We start from the raw sequence: 18,370 nt of genomic DNA on the forward strand, positions 1-18,370 counted from the left end.
GCATCCGAGGCGGCTGAAATTTATTTGCCGGCATCGCGACGGATTCGGTTCTCCCGCGCCGTTTAACGCATGAACGGCCGCCTCCGGTCGATACTTGCTACTTCGGAGTCTTTCATGAAGCTTTCCACTCCATTGCGGTTTGCCGCGGCATGCGTGGCCGCGCTGGCTGCGTCCGCCGCCTTTGCGCAGGCCGTCATCGTCGCGCCTTACGCGCCGCCGGCGCCTCGCGTCGAAGTGATGCCGGCGCCGCGCGCGGGCTACGTGTGGGACCAGGGCCACTGGCACTGGCGGCAGGGCCGCTACGTCTGGATTCCGGGCCACTGGCAAGTGGTTCGCGTCGGTTATCACTGGGTGCCCGGCCACTGGGCCGCGCGCGGCCCGGCCTGGCGCTGGGTTCCGGGCCACTGGGCCTGATGCGCACGCCGCCGCACGGCACGCGGTGCCGGCGCGGCGGCGCCTTTCCGCAACGTCATGAGTCGCAGCCATGCCTTTTCGAACCGTGGTGATACTGGCGGCCGCAGCCATCGTGCTGGCCGGCTGTGTCGTGGTGCCGGCGCGTCCGGTGTATTACCGGCCCGCGCCGGTCGTCGTATATTGAGCGCGCCGGCTGCCGGTCACGCGAACGCGAACGCGAGCGGGCAGCCGGCACCCTACCGAAACGATCGACACGATCGCCATGCGGCCTGAAACGGATGCCGATGAAACGGACCTTGCCGAGGCCGTGCGCGATGCGTGCGGCAATCCCGAACCGCCGGTGCGGCGGGGCCGGGTAATGGCGCGGCGCATGCAAGGAGAGCACGACGATGAGCTTCAGTCTGCCGGCGGGCGCATCAACGATCGCGCCGCGGCACAGACGCGCGATGCGCTGGAGCGCCCCGCGTTGAGCGAAGGCGATCCGGACGCGGCACTGGTCGCACGGGTCGGCGCGCGCGACGCGTCGGCCGTGCGCATGCTCGTCGCGCGCAAGCTGCCGCGGCTGCTCGCACTCGCGACACGCATGCTCGGCGACCGCACGGAAGCCGAGGACGTCGCACAGGAGACGTTCTTGCGGATCTGGAAACAGGCGCCGGGCTGGCGTGAAGGCGAGGCACGGTTCGACACGTGGCTGCATCGCGTCGTGCTGAACCTGTGCTACGACCGCTTGCGCGGCCGCCGCGAGGAACCGGTCGACGTGTTGCCCGACGTGCCCGATCCGCAACCGGAGCCGGCCACCCGTGCGGAGGCCCGCTCGCGCGACGCGCGCGTGCGGCAGGCGCTCGCGGCGTTGCCGGCGCGGCAGCGCGAAGCGCTCGTGCTCCAGTACTATCAGGAAATGTCGAACGTGGAAGCGGCCAACCTGATGGGCATTACCGTCGACGCGCTGGAAAGCCTGCTCGCGCGTGCGCGGCGAAACTTGCGCGCGCAACTGGCTGGCGACTCACCTAGCGAGGACATCCGATGACACCCGAACGATTTCGTACCATCGTCGCCGCGTACGGCTCGGATGCGCGGCGCTGGCCGGACGGCGAGCGCGCGGCCGCCGAGGCATGGGCGCGTGCGCATCCGGGCGATGCATTGGCAGCGCTGGACGATGCCGCCGAACTCGATGCGTGGCTCGCCAACGATACGGTCGCACCGCCCGCACCGGCGCTCGTCGAGCGCATCGTCGCGACGGCGCCCGCACCGCGGCGTGCGCGGCGGCGGGGCGCCGTGTGGTGGTCGGGCGCGGCATTCGCGGGCGTGGGCCTGGCCGGCGCGCTCGCGGGCGCGGTGGCCGTGTCGATGCTGATGCTCGGCAGCGTGCCGCCTTCGCACGAGCCGGGCTATCTGACAACGACGTTCGGCGGACCGAGCGTGGACTGGAGTGATGAATGAGTGAGCGTGGCTGGAAATTCATCCTCGTCGGTTCGGTCGTGCTGAACGTATTCATGCTCGGCGCGATCGGCGGCGGCGCGTATCAATGGTTCTCGACGCATCGTGACCTGCGGGCCGCGGGCGGACCTGCGTCGCACACCGCGTTGCGTTTCGCCGCGGACGAATTGCCGGACGCGCGACAGCAGGAATTCGTCGCGGCACTGAAGGCGGCGCGCAAGGACGGCCGCGATTTCGTGCGGGAAGCGCGCGACGACCGGATCACCGTGCTGGATCTGCTCGCCGCGCCGCAATTCGATCGTGCGGCGATCGACGCCGCGCTTGACCGCACGCGCGCGGCCGATACCGCGCTGCGTGCGCAGGTCGAGCGCAGCGTCGTCGATTTCGCGGCGACGCTGACGCCGGACGAACGTGCGAAGTTCGTCGACGGGTTGCGGCGCAGCGGTAACTGGCGGCTGCCGCCGAAGTGGCAGAAGAAGCAGGGCGACACCGGGCGTCAGTAGGCAAACGCCGCGTGGGCGACGCGCGGCAGCGTGGCTTTTCAGCGATGCGCAACGCATACGCTGAAGGCTGATCGATTACGCTTGCAGGCAGGCTTCAGCGAGGGATCGCAAGGGGCAACCGCGACTGCGTTACGCGGCGGGCAGGTTCAACGTGCAAGCATCCACGCGGAGATCGCGTCGACCACGCCGTTCTCCAGGCCATTGAAGCCGTGATAGGCAAACGCTTCGCATGGATCGCCTCGCGACGTGCCACCCGACACGATCATCAGGTCGGCCTTCGGCGACTGGTCGAGCTTCTTCATCAGCGTATCCGTTTCGGATACCGGACAATGCCTGCAGCCGTCTTTCTCGTGATGAACGACGAGTACCGGAATCCTGAGGCTGGCAAGGTTCATGTCCGTGACCGCGGTCCCCCCTCGATCTTCGCGGAGGATGGTGGATGTCAGCACGATACCGTCGGGCCCGCCGCCACCGGCCAGCGCAATGGCGATTGCAGCGGCGGACTGGGTGCCGCGGCTCGTCCCGACCAGCCAGACCGGTACGTGCAGTTGCTCCCTCAACCACGCGATCACGGCACGTGCATCGTCGGCATGTTCCTTCGAGAGCCGAAAGCCGTTGAGATAGGGCGCGGATTGCCGGTCGCTCGGTGCGTCGACGACCGCGACGGCGATGCCGTCATTCACGAACTGCTGTCGGGTGCGGACGAGAAAGTTGCCGGCGCCCCATCCGAATTGTCCGGACGGGGCCAGTTGCAGCCCGCCGTGTCCGCCGGCATAAAGAATGGCCGCGACCTTCGGCGCATCCGGCGCGATGAAGAGAAACCGCTGAGTGACCCCGGGACGGGTCGGAATGTCGACGATCCTGGGCTGACGCTGCGCGTGAGCGGGATAGCCGTGCAGCGTCAACGCGACGGCAAGCAGCCACGCGGTTGTCCAGCGCGAAGGCGGGCGCATCGAACGGAAGAATCGAAATCGCGCGCGCAAGCTGACGGGAGGATGGGTCATCGTAGCGGTGGCCGGCGCATTCCACGGTGGCAGGCCGGAATGCGGCAGCTTCTCCTGGTCATGGTAGTGGCGCCACGTCGACGCGATGCGTGACGAGCGATGGCCGCCCGAACGGTCGTCTTCCTGCCGGCGCAGCGCTCAATGCGATTCGACGAACTGAACGATTTCGCCGTGGTCCCGCATGAGGTTGAGCGCGTCGCCCTTCAGGCGAACGTCGTTACACGAGTCTAGATCGCTTTCCGGGAAGGGCAAGGTCGTGGCGGCGTCGTTGCAGCAAGCAGGGATTCACCGATTCCGGGTTTCCGTCGGCGATCGTGCTCGATCCGGGCCGGTCAGGTTGGCGAAAGCCTTTCATCTGGATTTCGACGCATGCCCGGCCTCCGGCAACGCACGAGGCCGCGATACGGCGGCGGAGCGATCCTCCGATTCGCTGCATTCGCCGGTCGAATTCGCGATGGACGTTCAAACGACAACACGCAGGCATTCAAGGCCGCGCGAAACCCCCGAAATATTTGCCTTCCCGGCGACGGATTTTCCGCCGACCGACGTTAAACACGGGTACGCATCGCGAGAGCCCCGTCATGGACCACCCGAACGACATCACACCGGCCGCCATCGCACTGAACCGCTTCGGCCTCGGCGCGCGGGCCGACGAAGCGCCGCCTGCCGACCCGAAGGCGGCGCTCGTCGCGCAATTCGACCGTTACGACGCGCGGCCGGCCGCGTGGGCCGGCGAGCCCGACGCGGTGGCGCTCGCAACGCGCTTCGCGGACATACGCAACGCGATGACCGGCAACGATCCGGCAACGAAGCGCGCGACCGGGCAGTCGATCCGGCGTGACGGCAACGACACGTATCGCAGTGCCGTCGTCGCGCGGCTGAACAGTGCGCTGAACACGCCCGCGCCGTTCGTCGAGCGTCTCGTGCATTTCTGGGCGAACCATTTCGCCGTGTCGGTCGACAAGGGGCCGGTGGCCGCTTACGCAGGCGCGTTCGAACGCGACGCGATCCGTCCGCACGTGCTCGGCCGTTTCGAGGACATGCTGGTTGCCGTCGAGCAGCATCCCGCGATGCAGTTCTTCCTCGACCAGGCGCGCTCGGTCGGCCCCGACAGCCCGGCCGCGCTGCGTGCCGAAGCACGCAATCCGTCGGCCAGGCGCGGGCTCAACGAGAATCTCGCGCGCGAAATCATGGAACTGCACACGCTCGGCGTACGCACGGGTTACACGCAGGCCGACGTGACGGAATTCGCGCGCGCGCTGACCGGCTGGAGCATCGCCGGCGGGCGCGGCCCGCAGCCCGGCGATGCGGCGCCCGGCGCGTTCGTGTTCCGCCCGAAACTGCACGAGCCCGGCGTGCGAACCGTGATGGGGCGCAGCTACGATCAGCCCGGCGAAGCGCAGGCGCGCGCGATCCTGCACGACCTCGCGCGTTCGGATGCGACCGGCCGGCATATCGCGTTCCAGCTTGCCCGTCATTTCGTCGCCGACAATCCGCCGCCCGCGCTGACCGACCGGCTGGCCCGCGCGTTCGACGCAAGCGGCGGCGATTTGCCGACCGTCTATCGCGCGCTCGTCGATGCGCCCGATGCGTGGTCGCCGGTCAACCGCAAGTTCAAGACGCCGTGGGAGTGGGCCGTGTCGTCGCTGCGCGGACTCGGCTGGCACGACACGGGGGACCTGAAGGCCGCGCCGCTGCTTGCGCAGCTCGGCCAGCCGGTGTGGCGGCCCGGCTCGCCGGCCGGTTACGACGACGTTGCCGCGAGCTGGGCCGCGCCCGACGCGCTCGTGCGCCGCGTCGAGCTTGCGCAGCGGCTGGCCGCGCGCACGGGCGACCGGCTCGACCCGCGCACGCTCGGCAACACGCTGCTCGCCGGCTCGTTGAGCGCACCGACGGCGACCGCGCTGTCGCGCGCCGAAAGCGCGACCACGTCGCTCGCGCTGCTGCTCATATCGCCCGATTTCCAACGGAGATGACCATGGCCCTGTCCCGCCGACAATTCCTGAGCGTGGCCGCCGCCGGCGCAGGCGCGATCCTCGTCGCGCCGCGGATCGTGTTCGCGAACGTCGAGACCGATCGGCGCTTCGTGTTCGTGATCCAGCGCGGCGCGGCCGACGGCCTGAACATCGTCGTCCCGTATGCCGAGCCCGCGTATGCGTCGCTGCGCGGTTCGCTCGCGATCGACACGGCGGCTGCCACGCGGCTCGACGGCACGTTCGCGCTGCATCCGTCGCTCGTGCAGACCGCGCAGTTGTACCGCGACGGGCAGGCGCTGTTCGTCCACGCGATCGCGTCGCCGTATCGCGACCGCTCGCATTTCGACGGCCAGAACGTGCTCGAGACGGGCGGCCGCACGCCGTACCAGGTGAAGGACGGCTGGCTGAACCGGCTCGCCGCGCTGCTGCCGGCCACGCGCGAAAGCGCGATCGCGTTCGCGCCGACCGTGCCGCTCGCGTTGCGCGGCACCGTGCAGGCCGCGTCGTACGCGCCGTCCGGTTTGCCGGCCGCGCCCGACGACCTGCTCGCGCGTGTGTCGGCGCTCTACGAGGCCGACGCGCAGCTCGGCCCGCTATGGCAATCGGCGATGGACGCGCGCGGCCTCGCCGGCGATGCGCATGCGCGGCAGGATCCGGCGGGCGTCGGCAAGCTCGCTGCGACGTTTCTCGCGCGCGCCGACGGCCCGCGCATCGCGATGATCGAGACGGGCGGCTGGGACACGCACAGTGCGCAGAATGCACGGCTCACGAATCAGCTGAAGGCGCTCGACACGATGCTCGCCGCGTTGCGCGACGGCCTCGGGCCCGCATGGCAGCAGACCACGGTCCTGGTCGCGACCGAGTTCGGCCGCACGGCCGCCGCGAACGGCACGGGCGGCACCGATCACGGGCAGGCGTCGGTCGCGATGCTCGCGGGCGGCGCGGTCGCCGGCGGCCGCGTGATTGCCGACTGGCCCGGGTTGCGGCCGGGCGACCTGTACGAAGGGCGCGACCTGAAACCGACCGCGTCGCTCGACGCGCTGATCGCGGGCGCTGCCGCCGAGAGCCTGCGGCTCGATCCGCACCGCACCGCGTCCGCGCTGTTCGCGGAAAGCGGGGCGACGCGGCCGATGAGCGGTTTGATTCGCGGCGCCGCATGACGTGAAGCGTTGCCGCATCGGCAGGGACCCATCCATTACACAAAAGGGAGGATGCAACATGATGAAGATCCGCTCCGTTTCGCTCGCCGTGCTGGTCGCGGCCAGTGCGACGCTGATGTCCGCGTGCGTGGTCGAACCCGTGCGGCCGCCGCAGCCGGCGCCGGTCGTCGAGACGCCGCCTCCGATGCCGGCGCCAGGCTATCGCTGGGCGAAGGGGCATTACCGGTGGGCCGGCAATCACTGGGCGTGGGTGCCCGGGCACTGGGTGGCCGTGTACTGATCGGGCTTGATGTGCCGTGCCGTGCCGTGCCGTGCGGCGCGGGTGCCGGGACGCGGAGCAGCGTATTGAATTGCGATGCGCGTTGACCTAAGCTGCGGGGTCCCGGCGACGGGCGTCCGGCAACGGGCGTTCCCGTTCGACCATTACGGCGAGCCGATCCGCGGCCGCCGTTTTCTTCGTTACGGCACCCCCCATGAAAGCATGGCTCGTTGCGCTGGCCGTCGCGGCCGGCATCACTGGCGCACACGCTGCGTCGTTCAATTGCGCGAAGGCGTCCACGTTCGTGGAGCACGAAATCTGCGCCAATCCGACGTTGTCGCGTCTCGACGATGCGCTCAACGCGGATTACCAGCACATGCTCGACGATTTCAGCAACTATCCGGTCGAGGATCCGCCCGAATATCACCAGTTCATGGCGACCCAGAAGGCGTGGCTGAAGACGCGCAACCGCTGCACCACGACGCAGTGCCTGATCGACAGTTATCGCAAGCGCATCGACGTGTTGTGCAGCCAGATCGACGTGCCCGTGCAAAGCGACCGCGCGAAATGCCGCAGCAATGGCGGCCTGGGCGGGCTCGAGCTCGCTCGCTGAGCGCGGGCGCGTTGCGCGAGCCGGTATCTGTCAGGCCGGTGCGCGCCTACCACCCGATCCGGTGCTTTTCCTCCGTCTCGCGATGCCGCCAGTCGTCGTCCGCGTGCAGGTACTGGCTCGTCGTCGTGAGCGACACGTGGCCGAGGTTGTCGCGCACGAGCCGCAGGTCGACGCGGCCGTCGGCCATGTGCGAGCCCGCGCTGTGGCGCAGCCAGTGCGCGGACGCCTGTTCGAGCACACGCGCCTGCTGTTCGCCGGCTTCGCCGTTCGCGCGCAGCCGGTCGGCTGCGTGCCGGAACACCTGCTTCACGATCCGGTGCAGCGCCGCGCGCGTGAGCGGCTTGCGCGCCTGGCCGACCGGCAGCACGAGCGGCGTGGGTTCGCCGTCGGACGGCAATGCAGGCAGGCCATGCGCACGCCGGTAGCGCGACAGCTCGGCCATCATTTCGTCGGTGGCCGGCACGAGCCGCTGCCGGCCGCCTTTGCCCGTCACGTCGAGCCACCAGCGGTCGCGCCCGTCCGCGTCGCGCCGGCAGAAGAACTGGCCCATCGTCGTGTCGGCCGCTTCGGTGATACGCAGCCCGCCGAGATACAGCAGCGTGAACAGCCAGCGCGCGCGATCCGCATGGAAGCGCGTACGCGCATCGTCGCGCGGCATCGCGGCGATCGCATCCTTGACCGACTGCCACAGCGGTTGCCCGAGATGGCGCGTGACGCGCGGCGCGGGCCGGCGCTGCCGCTGTCGCGACAACGCGAGCGGATTGCCGGCCAGGTAGCCGGCCTGCACGAGCCACGAAAACATCACGTTCAGGATCACCAATGCCTGCCGCTGGCTGGCCGCCGACAGCGGCCCGTAGAACGGCCGCCAGCGCGGATCGTCACGCGGATGCTTGCGCCCGCCGTTCGCGCACCACAGCTCGGCCGGCGCGGGCGCGAGCAGGAACTGCCGGTAGACGACCAGATCCTCGTGCGTGAGCGACGACAGCGGCTTGCCGCACGCGATCACGGCCCACAGCAGCAGGCGTTCGGCTTCCTTGCGATAGTTCTGGAACGTGGTCGGCGTATCGACGAAGCGTGCGAGCCATGCGCGCACCGCGTCGAGGTCGTTGGTCGCGGCAATCTGCGGATGCACGCTGTTCGAACGGTTGGTGCCCGTGCGTCCGTCGAGCGCGGCCGGCACGGTCAGCGCATCGATCGGCAGCGGGCGCAGCGCGGTGTCGGACGGAACGGATGAGGTCATGTGAAGCGGGGTGCGCTGCGCGGATCGTACGCGTGGAGCCGGGCGGACGAACGGAGCGCGACCAGGCAGATCGGGAAGCGCCGATGGTACACGATCACGATGCGGTGAATTCGCCGTCGTGACGACGGCAATGCGGACCTCACCCCGGCGACAGCACGCTGTTCAGCACCATCCGGACGAGCGTCGCCCGCCCCGTGACACCCGTCTTCGAAAAAATCGCGCGCAGGTGCGAGCGCGGGGTTCTTGCTGATGGCGAGCTCGTCGGCCGCTTCCTCGAGCATCTGACCGTTGACGAACGCGATGCGCGCGGCCGAACCGGATCACGGTAACGTACCGGCTCGCGCGCGACGTCCCACGAATGAACGTGGCGGATCGCATTCTGTAAGCTATTTGTGAACTTTCCTGCCGTGCGGGTTTCTAATCGGCCCTCCAACGCTTCCTGAGGAACACCCGATGATTCGCCAATCCAGAACGCTGCTCGGCGCGGCCGTCATTGCCGGCAGCACGCTCCTCGCCGGATGCCAGACCGACGCAGTCGCCACGGCGCCGAACGCAGTGCGTCCGGCCGATGCCAAGCCGGTGACCAGGACCGTCTATGTCGCACCGCAATCCGCGCGCTGCACGGGCGTCGCGCCGATGGAATGCCTGCAGGTGCGCAACGGCCCGAACGAGCCGTGGAGCCTGTGGTACGCGGGCATCGAAGGCTTCGCGTACCAGCCCGGTTACCTGTACACGCTCGAAATCGACGAATACCGCGTCGCGCAGCCGCCGGCCGACGGATCCTCGATCCGCTGGGTGCTCAAGCGCGTTGTGGAGCGGCGGCAGGCGAACTGACGGCCGCGCTCACGCGGACGGGCGCGCGGCCGCACCGGCCGGCGGCGCGGCCGTATCGATCCGCCGGAACACGACGGACGACAGCAGCGTCACCGCACCCATGCACGCGAAAGACAGCATGAACCCGTGCGCCATCGAGCCCCGATAGGCGGCAAACAGGTTGACGAGGCCGCCGCCGATCGACACGCCGAGCCCCATCGCCAGCATCTGCATCATTGTGAACAGGCTGTTGCCGCTGCCGGCATCGGCATGCGACAGCCCCTTGAGCGTCACGCCGTTCATCGCCGCGAACTGCATCGAGTTCGCGGCGCCGAACACGATCAGCAGCACGCCTTCCAGCACCGGCGCGGGCCGCGCCGACACCAGCGCGAACCCCGCGATCGCGCACCCGACGATCCCCGTGTTCACGACCAGGAACGCCGCGTAGCCGAAGCGCTTCACGAGCGGCGCGATCCAGCGTTTCGCGATGACGCCTGCGATCGCCGCCGGCAGCATCATCAGCCCCGACTGCAGCGGCGTGTAGCCGAGCTGCACCTGCATCAGCAGCGGCAGCATGAACGGCACCGAGCTCGTGCCGATCCGGCACAGCAGGTTGCCGAGCAGCCCCGAACCGAAGTTCGGCTCGCGGAACAGCCCGAGCCGGAACAGCGGCTGTGCGCGCCGCCGCGCGTGCGGCAGGTACGCCAGCGCGCTTGCCAGGCCGAGTACGGCGAGCCCGGCCGCCCACGCGGTGCGATGCGCGGGCATCGGCGGGTCGATCGCGAGCGACAGCGCGATCATCGCGACCGACAGCAGCGTACAGCCGACGAAGTCGAACGGCGGCGGCTGTTGCGCCTGGTCGTGCGGCAGGTAGCGCTGCACGGCGAGGAAGCCGACCACGCCGACCGGCACGTTGACGATGAACACCCAGTGCCACGAAATCGCCTGCGTGAGCCAGCCGCCGAGCGTCGGCCCGACGATCGGGCCGAGCTGGCCGGCGATCGACACGAACGCGATCGCCGCGACGTACTGTTCGCCCGGCACGCGGCGCAGCACGGCGAGCCGCCCGATCGGCAGCAGCATCGAGCCGCCGATACCCTGCAGCGCGCGCGCGGCGACGAGCTGGCCGAGCGTATGCGACGCCGCGCAGCCGATCGAGGCAAGCACGAACACGAGAATCGCGAGCGAGAACACGCGGCGCGTGCCGAACCGGTCGGCCAGCCAGCCGGACGCCGGCGTGAGCATCGCCATCGTCAGCGTGTAGACGACCACGACGGGCTGCATTGCGAGCGGCGACGCGTGCAGGCTTTGCGCGATCGAAGGCAGGGCGGTGTTGACGATCGTCGTGTCGAGCGACTGCATGAAGAACGCAGCGGCGACGATCCAGAGCAGTGCGGAGTGTGTGGGTTCCCGGGACATGGCGAAATCGGTGGTGCAAAGGCCGGCGCGGGCGGCGCCGTTGCGCGGTCGCGCGGCGCCTGCCGATTCTCAAGCGCACGATGGTACCGATTCCGATGGTCATCGGGAAGCCGCCTCAAGGCGTTGACTGTCATCGGCAACGTCGATGACAATGCGGGATGCTCAATCCCGTCTGGCTCAAGACGTTCGCGACCGTCACGAACTGCCGCAGCTTCACCGAAGCGGGCCGGCAGCTCGGGCTCAACCAGTCGAGCGTCAGCGAACACATCCGGCGCCTCGAGGAGAGCGTCGGCCGGCGGCTGTTCGTGCGCGATACGCATTCGATCGCGATGACGGCCGACGGCGAGGCGCTGCTCGTGCACGCGAACGTGATCCTGCAGGCGCTGAACCGCGCGGAATCGCAGTTCCGCAAGCCGCGGCTGCAGGGGCTGGTACGGCTCGGCGCGCCGGACGATCTTGCGCTCGTCGCGCTGCCGGATGTGCTCGCCGGGTTTCGCGCTGCGCACCCGGACGTCGCCCTGGAGATCACCACCGGCATGACGAGCCGGCTCTGCGAAGGGCTGGACGCGGGCGCGCTCGACCTGATGATCGGCAAGCGGCGGCTCGGCGAGCGGCGCGGCACGCCGCTCTTGCGCACGCGGCTCGAATGGGTCGCGCGGCCCGGCACCGTCGTCGATCCGGAGCGGCCGCTGCCGCTCGTGCTGGTCGCCGAGCCGAGCGTCACGCGCTCGATCGTCCTGAACGCGCTTGCGGAGAAGGGGATCGGCTGGGAAGTCGTGTGTTCGAGCAGCAGCCAGCCGGGCTGCATCGCGGCCGCGCGCGCCGGGCTCGGCCTGACCGCGACGTCGCACTATCTGTCGACGCGCGGGCTTGCGCCGCTGGTCAATGGCGGCGCGCTGCCCGTGCTGCCCGACATCGAGTTCATCGCGCTGGCCGCGAAGCGGCTCAGCCAGCCAGCGCGCACGCTGCTCGAATTGCTGGAAGCGAGCGACCTGAGCACGCCGGGCGCGGATGCGTAACTGGCTCGCCGCGCGGGCGGCACCCGCATCCAGCACCCGCGCGGCGCGCTGTCACGCGGCCCGTTTCTGCGAAATCACGAGCAGCGCACCGTTCTTGTCCTCCAGCACTGCGCGGTATTCGTGCGGCCCGGCCTGCACGGGCACGCGCACCGACGCGCCGGCCTTCACGACCCGCGCCATCGCCGCATACAGGTCGTCGTCCTCGTCGACGCGCAGCGTGAGCGCCGCGCGCTCGACGATCTGCTCGTCGCCCGCGACCAGCGCGATCGTCAGCGGGCCGCCGTCGAGCGCGCAATAGCGGTCGCCGTCGCGGAACTTCACGTTCAGGCCCAGCCCGTCGACGAACAGCGGCAGCGCCGTGTCGATGTCGTCGACCGGATACAGCAGCATCGATACCTTCATTCCCTCTCTCCCTTGTCGTTGGTCGGCGAGCGCAACGTGCCGCCGTTCGATGCTAGCGCGCCGTTCGCGCGCTCACGCAGTCCGATCGGATGACGGTGAAACCCCTCTGTCCCCGCAGGCGCGCCGGTACTCCGAACAGACGATGCCCGCGTCCGTCCGCGCGCCGACACTCCCAATCGTGGACCGTCGCGCTTCGTCCGTATCGTGCGGGCGGGCTGCACGACCCGGACTCGTCCAACATACATGGAGACGCACGCAATGAAGTTTTCCCTCATCTACGAAGCCCAGACTACCGACGCATCGCGCGAGGGCGACCACCGGGTATTCAAGGAGACGGTCGAACAGGCGCTGCTCGCCGAGCAGGTCGGCTTCGACACGATCTGGTGCGTGGAGCACACGTCGCTGACCAACTATGCGCACATGAGCGCGCCGGAAACCTTCCTTGCGTACCTGGCCGGCCGCACGACGCGCATCGGCCTCGGCCACGGCGTCGTGTGCCTGCCGCCCGCGATGAACCACCCGATCAAGGTCGCCGAGCGCGTCGCGCTGCTCGACATCCTGTCCGGCGGCCGTGTGCATTTCGGCGTCGGCAAGGGCGGCAGCCAGCAGGAAGCCGGCGCGTTCGGCTACGACCTCAACGAACTGCAGCCGATGATCGACGAATCGATGTACCTCGTGCCGAAGATGTTCGTGCAGGACGAGATCGAGCACGACGGCAAGTACATCAAGATTCCAAAGCGCCCGATCCACCCGAAGCCGTTCCAGGATCCGCACCCGCCGATGTACCTCGCGTGCACCAACACCGACGCGCTGCTGCGTGCCGGCCAGCGCGGGATGGGCGCGCTGGTGCTCGGTTTCGGCGGCCCGGACGAAGTCGCGAAGAAGAACGCCGTGTATCGCGAAGCCTGGGCGAACCGCAAGCCGGAAGACCAGGTCGGCTTCCGCCCGACCCAGCACCTCGCGGCACTGTGCCCGACGGTCGTGATGGCCGACGGCCAGGCCGCCCGCAAGATCGGCATCCGCGGCCAGCGCTATTTCATGGAATCGCTCGCGTACTGGTACACGGGCGGCGAGCGTCCGGACCCGGCGAAGTGGGGCGACGATCTCGTGCAGGCCGAGAGCGGCGAGATGGTGATCCGCTCGCGCTTTGCATCGGAGGAAGTCGTCGTGAACTTCGCCGATCCGGCGCTCGCGATGATGAACCCGAACCACGCGTACGGCACGGTGGACGATTGCATCGGCTATGTCGGCCGCCTGCAGGAAGCGGGCGTCGACGAAGTGCTGTTCCTGTGCCAGATGGGCACGGTGCCGCATGAAGCGCAGATGGAGACGATCCGCAACATCGGCGAACACGTGATCCCGTTCTTCAACAACGAGAAGGCGCGCGCCTGCGCGTGATGCACCGGGCCGCGCCCGTCGTCCGGTCGGACGATGCGGCGCGGTCGCGCGAAGCCGACCATCGACGATGGCGAGCATCGCCCGCGGCCAGGCCGCGCCGAACAACTTTGAACGAGAGCGGGGCAGGCGCCGCGGCGCATCACCCGCTTCACAGGAGACATTCGTGCATCGCGACAACGATTCGAACGCACTGGCCGCCACGCTGATCGCCCGGGCCGAGGCGCTGGCGCCGACGCTGGCCGGCCGCGCCGCGCAGGCGGAAGCGCAGGGCCGCATCCCGGCCGAGACGATCGCCGACATGCAGGCCGCGGGCTTCTTCAAGGTGCTGCAGCCGAAACGCTACGGCGGCTACGAGCTCGATCCGCAGGCCTTCTTCGACATCCAGATGGCGCTTGCGCGCGGCTGCATGTCGACGGCGTGGGTGTATGGCGTCGTCGGCGTGCACAACTGGCAGCTCGCGCTGTTCGACGAACGCGCGCAGCAGGACGTGTGGGGCAAGGACCCGGCGACGCTGATTGCGTCGACCTACATGCCGGTCGGCCGCGTGAGCCCGGTCGACGGCGGTTTTCGCCTGTCGGGCCACTGGAAGTTCTCGAGCGGCAGCGAACTGTGCGAATGGGTGTTCCTCGGCGCATTGGTGCCGCCGGCCGAAGCCGGCCAGCCGCCCGAATACCGCACCTTCCTGCTGCCGAAATCCGATTACCGGATTCAGCAGGACTGGGACGTGCTCGGCCTGCGCGCGACGGGCAGCCACGACATCGTCGTCGACGACGTGTTCGTGCCCGCATACCGCACGCACAAGGCAATCGACGGGATGATGGGCACGAGCCCGGGCCTCGCCGTCAACGACGCGCCGCTGTTCAAGCTGCCGTTCGCGCAGATCTTCGTGCGTGCCGTGTGCACGTCGTGCATCGGTGCGCTGCAGGGGGCGCTCGACGATTTCACCGGTTATGCGGCCACGCGCGTGTCGGCCAACAGCGGCGCGAAGACGACCGACGATCCGGGCGCGCAGAACGCGTGCGCGAACGCGGCCGTCGCGATCGACGAGATGAAAGTGCTGCTCAAGCGCAATTTCGCGGAACTGATGGCGTCGGTCACCGGCGGCCCGGCCGTGTCGATCGAGCGCCGCGTGCATTTCCGCTACCAGTCCGCCCAGGTCGCCGAACGCTGCGCGCAGGCCGCGAACGCGCTGCTGCGCTACGCGGGCGGCAACGGCATCTATCACCGCAACCCGCTGGTGCGCCGCTTCCTCGACCTGCATGCGGCCCGTGCGCACTACGCGAACAACGTGGACCGTTTCGGCCAGAACCTCGGCGCCGTGATGCTCGGCCGCGAGAACACCGACTTCTTCATTTGACGAGGCCGCGATGAACGACCCTCAAGCACAGCAATACGTGTTCGACGTGGTGGTCGTCGGTTCGGGCGCGGGCGCGCTGCTCGCGGCGTGCCGCGCGGCCGACCGCGGCCTGTCCGTCGTCGTGATCGAGAAGACGGCGCTGTACGGCGGCACGTCGGCTGTTTCAGGCGGCGGCATCTGGGTGCCGTGCAACCACCATATCGCCGAACTGGGCGCGACCGATTCGCGCGCGGCCGCGCGCGGCTACATCGAAGCCTGCGTGGCCGGCGCATCGACACCCGAGAAGCTCGATACGTATCTCGACCGCGCGCCGGAGATGCTGCGCTACCTGGAATCGAAGACGCCCGTGCGTTACCAGTCGCTGCCGAAGTACGCGGACTATTTCCAGAAGGTGCCGGGCGCGATGCCGGGCTATCGCGCGCTCGATCCGCTGCCGTTCGACGGCGGGCTGCTCGGCGACGAGTTCGACCGGCTGCGGCCGCCGTCGCCCGGCACGCTGATCGGCGGGCGCGTCGCGGTGACGTCGAAGGAAGCGCACACGCTGTTCTCGCGCGGGCCCGGCTTCATGAAGCTCGCGATCGCGCAGTTCGGCCGCTACTGGCTCGATATCGGGATGCGCCGCCGTACGCGGCGCGACCGGCGCCTGACGCTCGGCAATGCGCTGATCGGCGGGCTGCGCCGTGCGCTGCTCGACCGCAACGTGCCCGTGTGGCTCGATACGCCGATGCGCGACCTGCTCGACGTGGACGGCCGCGTGACGGGCGTGCGTGCGCAGCGCTTCGGGCAGCCCGTGACGATCGCCGCGCGGCGCGGCGTGATCCTCGGCGCGGGCGGCTTCGAGCGCAACCAGCCGATGCGCGAGCGCTACCTGCCGCAGCCGACGCAGGCGCAGTGGAGTGCGACGCCGCCCGCCAACACCGGCGACGCGATCGCCGAAGGCCATCGGCTCGGCGGCGCGCTGGCGCTGATGGAGCATGTGTGGGGCGCGCCGACGGTCGGAGTCGCCGGAGAGGAAAAGCAGCGCGCGCTGTTCGTCGAACGCAACCTGCCGGGCTGCGTGATCGTCAATAGCCGCGGCAAGCGCTTCGTCAACGAAGCCGCACCGTATTCCGAATTCGTGCCGGCAATGTATCGCGACCACGCGCGCACCGGCGCGAGCGTGCCCGCATGGATGGTGTTCGACGCGCGGTTTCGCCGCAAGTATCCGTGCGGGCCGATCATGCCCGCGTCGATGATGCCCGATTCGCGGATTCCGGCCGCGTTCCGGGACGTGATCGTGAAGGCCGACACGATCGACGCGCTGGCCGCACGCATCGGCGTCGACGCGGCCGGCCTGCACGGCACGCTGCGCGACATGGCGCGCTATGCGGTCACCGGGATCGACGAAGCATTCGGCAAGGGTGACAACCTGTTCGACACGTACTACGGCGATCCGCAGAACAAGCCGAACCCGTGCCTCGGGCCGGTCGACCAGGCGCCGTTCTACGCGGTGCGGATCGACGCGGGCGACATCGGCACGAAGGGCGGGCTCGTCACCGACGTGCACGCCCGCGTGCTGCGCGCCGACGGCGAGCCGATCGACGGCCTCTACGCGATCGGCAACACCAGTGCATCGATGATGGGCGCGAGCTACCCCGGCGCGGGCTCGACGCTCGGCCCGGCGATGACCTTCGGGTATCTCGCCGCCGACCACCTGGCCGCGCAGGCGGCCGACGCCGGCGGCCGGCCAGCCCGGCCATCCACGACTGAACTTGACGGAGTCCAATGATGAGCGATCTCACCACCCATCCGCTGCGCACCGACATGCTGCTCGCGATGCGCCGCCTCGCGCGCTCCGTCACGGTCATCAGCAGCGCGCACGACGGCCGGCGCTACTCGATGTCCGCGACGGCGGTCGATTCGCTGTCGACCGATCCGCCGTCGCTGCTGATCTGCATCAACCGCACCGCGTCGCTGTATCCGCCGCTCGACGCGGGCGCCGGATTCTGCGTGAACGTGTTGTCGGCCGCCCACGAAGGCATTGCGATCGACTGCAGCGGCCGGCTGAAGGGCGAGGCGCGCTTCACGACCGGCGACTGGCATACGTCGCCGCACGGTGTCCCGTATCTGCGCGACGCGCAGGCGAGCCTCGTGTGCGAGCAGGACGGCCGCTTCGAGTACGGCACGCATACGGTGTTCATCGGGCGCATCCGCGAGGTGCTGATGAGCGGCGACGTCGATCCGCTCGTCTATCTCGACGGTGCCTATACGACGCCCGGCGCACCGGTGGCCCGTGCGGCCGCGTGACGTGAGGAGCCGGCCATGAGCGATTCGCGCTTCCATCGGCTGACCGTTGCCGAAGTGATTGCCGAAAGCGACGATGCATGCTCGTTCGTGTTCGACGTGCCGGCCGCGTTGCGCGACGCATTCGCGTACCGGCCCGGGCAGTTCCTGACGCTGAACGTGCCGTGCGCGGACGCAACCGTCGCGCGCTGCTATTCGCTGTCGAGCGCGCCCGGCATCGACGCTGCGCCGAAGATCACCGTCAAGCGCGTGCGCGACGGCCGGGCGTCGAACTGGCTGTGCGACCGCGTGCAGGCGGGCGACACGCTCGACGTGCTGCCGCCGGCCGGCGTGTTCACGCCGCGCACGCTCGACGGCGACCTGCTGCTGTTCGCGGGCGGCAGCGGCATCACGCCCGTGCTGTCGATCCTGAAATCGGCGCTCGTGCACGGGCGCGGGATGCTGACGCTGGTCTATGCGAACCGCGACGAACGCTCGGTGATTTTCCGCGACGAGCTGCAGCAGCTCGCGCAGCGCCATCCGGGCCGTGTGCGCGTGATCCACTGGCTCGACAGCGTGCAGGGCATCCCGCAGCAGCGCCATCTCGAGGAACTCGCGCGGCCGTTCAGCCGGCAGGAGACGTTCATCTGCGGGCCCGCGCTGTTCATGGAGAACGCGCTGGCCGCGATGCTCGGCCTCGGGCTGCCGCGCGCGCGCGTGCACGTCGAGCGGTTCGCGTCGCTGCCCGATGCGCCGGCGCAGGCCGATACGGCGGCGTCAAGCGCAGCGGCGGCGGCTGCATCGGGCGACGGCGCGGCGATCGAGACGGTGCTCGACGGCGACGCGTTCGCATTCGACAGCGCCCCCGGCGAAACGCTGCTCGACGCGATGCTGCGCGCAGGCGTGCCGGCGCCGAATTCCTGCCGGATGGGGCAATGCGGCGCGTGCATGTGCCGGATCGAGCGCGGCGCGGTCGCGCTCGACAGCAACCACGTGCTCGACGACGACGAAATCGCGGCCGGCTGGACGCTCGCCTGTTGCGCCCGGCCCGCGAGCGATGCGCTGCGCGTGGTGTTTCCCGACTGAGCCGCGGC

At 69.4% G+C, this 18,370-nt stretch carries 19 protein-coding genes and 1 pseudogene; 15 read left to right on the top strand and 5 right to left on the bottom strand.

Translation table 11 applies throughout. The features are described from left to right. Positions 1-114: 114 nt before the first annotated feature. From B7G54_RS01635 to B7G54_RS01650, 4 genes are all read left to right on the top strand, one after another. Positions 115-414 carry a YXWGXW repeat-containing protein gene (locus B7G54_RS01635; protein ID WP_085037456.1) on the top strand — a complete coding sequence of 100 codons (300 nt, stop codon included), beginning with the start codon at positions 115-117 and terminating at the stop codon, positions 412-414. Positions 415-676: 262 nt separating this feature from the next. Further along, entirely contained in the window at positions 677-1,441 is a 765-nt protein-coding gene (locus B7G54_RS01640) for an RNA polymerase sigma factor (RefSeq protein WP_085037457.1), read from the top strand. Beyond that, positions 1,438-1,854, top strand: a complete 417-nt coding sequence (locus B7G54_RS01645; RefSeq protein ID WP_085037458.1) for a hypothetical protein — start codon at positions 1,438-1,440, stop codon at positions 1,852-1,854. Before B7G54_RS01640 ends, B7G54_RS01645 begins: the two co-directional genes overlap by 4 nt. After that, positions 1,851-2,354 (top strand): periplasmic heavy metal sensor, encoded by a 504-nt coding sequence (locus tag B7G54_RS01650; RefSeq protein ID WP_085037459.1) that lies wholly within the window; start codon positions 1,851-1,853, stop codon positions 2,352-2,354. Before B7G54_RS01645 ends, B7G54_RS01650 begins: the two co-directional genes overlap by 4 nt. Before the next feature lie 146 nt (positions 2,355-2,500). On the opposite strand, the gene B7G54_RS01655 is transcribed toward B7G54_RS01650, so the two are convergent. Continuing rightward, on the bottom strand, positions 2,501-3,358 hold the full coding sequence (locus B7G54_RS01655) for an alpha/beta hydrolase (protein ID WP_244289237.1): 858 nt from the start codon (positions 3,356-3,358) through the stop codon (positions 2,501-2,503). Between the two features lie 581 nt (positions 3,359-3,939). On the opposite strand from B7G54_RS01655, the gene B7G54_RS01660 reads away from it, so the two are divergent. From B7G54_RS01660 to B7G54_RS01675, 4 genes are all read left to right on the top strand, one after another. Continuing rightward, positions 3,940-5,334, top strand: a complete 1,395-nt coding sequence (locus B7G54_RS01660; protein WP_085037461.1) for a DUF1800 domain-containing protein — start codon at positions 3,940-3,942, stop codon at positions 5,332-5,334. A 2-nt stretch (positions 5,335-5,336) separates the two neighbouring features. After that, positions 5,337-6,494 (top strand): DUF1501 domain-containing protein, encoded by a 1,158-nt coding sequence (locus B7G54_RS01665; RefSeq protein ID WP_085037462.1) that lies wholly within the window; start codon positions 5,337-5,339, stop codon positions 6,492-6,494. A gap of 61 nt (positions 6,495-6,555) precedes the next feature. Further along, the gene (locus B7G54_RS01670; RefSeq protein WP_085037931.1) at positions 6,556-6,774 is read left to right on the top strand and encodes a YXWGXW repeat-containing protein; all 219 of its coding nucleotides are present in this window, start codon (positions 6,556-6,558) and stop codon (positions 6,772-6,774) included. A gap of 193 nt (positions 6,775-6,967) precedes the next feature. Continuing rightward, positions 6,968-7,366 carry a lysozyme inhibitor LprI family protein gene (locus tag B7G54_RS01675; protein ID WP_085037463.1) on the top strand — a complete coding sequence of 133 codons (399 nt, stop codon included), beginning with the start codon at positions 6,968-6,970 and terminating at the stop codon, positions 7,364-7,366. 46 nt (positions 7,367-7,412) lie between these two features. On the opposite strand, the gene B7G54_RS01680 is transcribed toward B7G54_RS01675, so the two are convergent. Together B7G54_RS01680 and B7G54_RS40175 are read right to left on the bottom strand one after the other, a co-directional pair. Beyond that, positions 7,413-8,606, bottom strand: a complete 1,194-nt coding sequence (locus B7G54_RS01680; RefSeq protein WP_085037464.1) for a tyrosine-type recombinase/integrase — start codon at positions 8,604-8,606, stop codon at positions 7,413-7,415. Between the two features lie 139 nt (positions 8,607-8,745). After that, positions 8,746-8,896, bottom strand: a pseudogene (locus B7G54_RS40175) (helix-turn-helix transcriptional regulator); the annotation flags it as partial. A 163-nt stretch (positions 8,897-9,059) separates the two neighbouring features. Between B7G54_RS40175 and B7G54_RS01690 the strand changes: the two are divergent. Continuing rightward, the gene (locus B7G54_RS01690; protein WP_085037466.1) at positions 9,060-9,440 is read left to right on the top strand and encodes a DUF4377 domain-containing protein; all 381 of its coding nucleotides are present in this window, start codon (positions 9,060-9,062) and stop codon (positions 9,438-9,440) included. A 9-nt stretch (positions 9,441-9,449) separates the two neighbouring features. Here B7G54_RS01690 and B7G54_RS01695 read toward each other — a convergent pair whose 3' ends face one another. After that, the gene (locus tag B7G54_RS01695; RefSeq protein WP_085037467.1) at positions 9,450-10,838 is read right to left on the bottom strand and encodes a DHA2 family efflux MFS transporter permease subunit; all 1,389 of its coding nucleotides are present in this window, start codon (positions 10,836-10,838) and stop codon (positions 9,450-9,452) included. A 158-nt stretch (positions 10,839-10,996) separates the two neighbouring features. Between B7G54_RS01695 and B7G54_RS01700 the strand changes: the two genes are divergently transcribed. Continuing rightward, positions 10,997-11,857: a LysR family transcriptional regulator gene (locus B7G54_RS01700; RefSeq protein ID WP_085037468.1), complete on the top strand. Its 861-nt coding sequence runs from the start codon at positions 10,997-10,999 to the stop codon at positions 11,855-11,857. A gap of 51 nt (positions 11,858-11,908) precedes the next feature. Here the strand turns inward: B7G54_RS01700 and B7G54_RS01705 are convergent, their stop codons facing one another. Then, positions 11,909-12,259 carry a VOC family protein gene (locus B7G54_RS01705; protein WP_011355015.1) on the bottom strand — a complete coding sequence of 117 codons (351 nt, stop codon included), beginning with the start codon at positions 12,257-12,259 and terminating at the stop codon, positions 11,909-11,911. 258 nt (positions 12,260-12,517) lie between these two features. Here B7G54_RS01705 and B7G54_RS01710 point away from each other — a divergent pair, with 258 nt between their 5' ends. The 5 genes from B7G54_RS01710 (at position 12,518) to B7G54_RS01735 (ending at position 18,362) form a co-directional block, all read left to right on the top strand. Beyond that, positions 12,518-13,657 (top strand): LLM class flavin-dependent oxidoreductase, encoded by a 1,140-nt coding sequence (locus tag B7G54_RS01710; protein ID WP_085037469.1) that lies wholly within the window; start codon positions 12,518-12,520, stop codon positions 13,655-13,657. A gap of 163 nt (positions 13,658-13,820) precedes the next feature. Continuing rightward, positions 13,821-15,014, top strand: coding sequence for an acyl-CoA dehydrogenase family protein (locus B7G54_RS01720; protein ID WP_085037470.1), 1,194 nt, complete (start codon positions 13,821-13,823; stop codon positions 15,012-15,014). Positions 15,015-15,024: 10 nt separating this feature from the next. Then, positions 15,025-16,782 (top strand): FAD-dependent oxidoreductase, encoded by a 1,758-nt coding sequence (locus B7G54_RS01725; RefSeq protein WP_085037471.1) that lies wholly within the window; start codon positions 15,025-15,027, stop codon positions 16,780-16,782. Next, on the top strand, positions 16,782-17,300 hold the full coding sequence (locus tag B7G54_RS01730) for a flavin reductase family protein (protein WP_085037932.1): 519 nt from the start codon (positions 16,782-16,784) through the stop codon (positions 17,298-17,300). Before B7G54_RS01725 ends, B7G54_RS01730 begins: the two co-directional genes overlap by 1 nt. A gap of 15 nt (positions 17,301-17,315) precedes the next feature. Beyond that, on the top strand, positions 17,316-18,362 hold the full coding sequence (locus tag B7G54_RS01735) for a ferredoxin--NADP reductase (RefSeq protein WP_085037472.1): 1,047 nt from the start codon (positions 17,316-17,318) through the stop codon (positions 18,360-18,362). Positions 18,363-18,370 lie beyond the last annotated feature (8 nt).

This window comes from Burkholderia puraquae (assembly GCF_002099195.1).
Lineage (GTDB): Bacteria > Pseudomonadota > Gammaproteobacteria > Burkholderiales > Burkholderiaceae > Burkholderia > Burkholderia puraquae.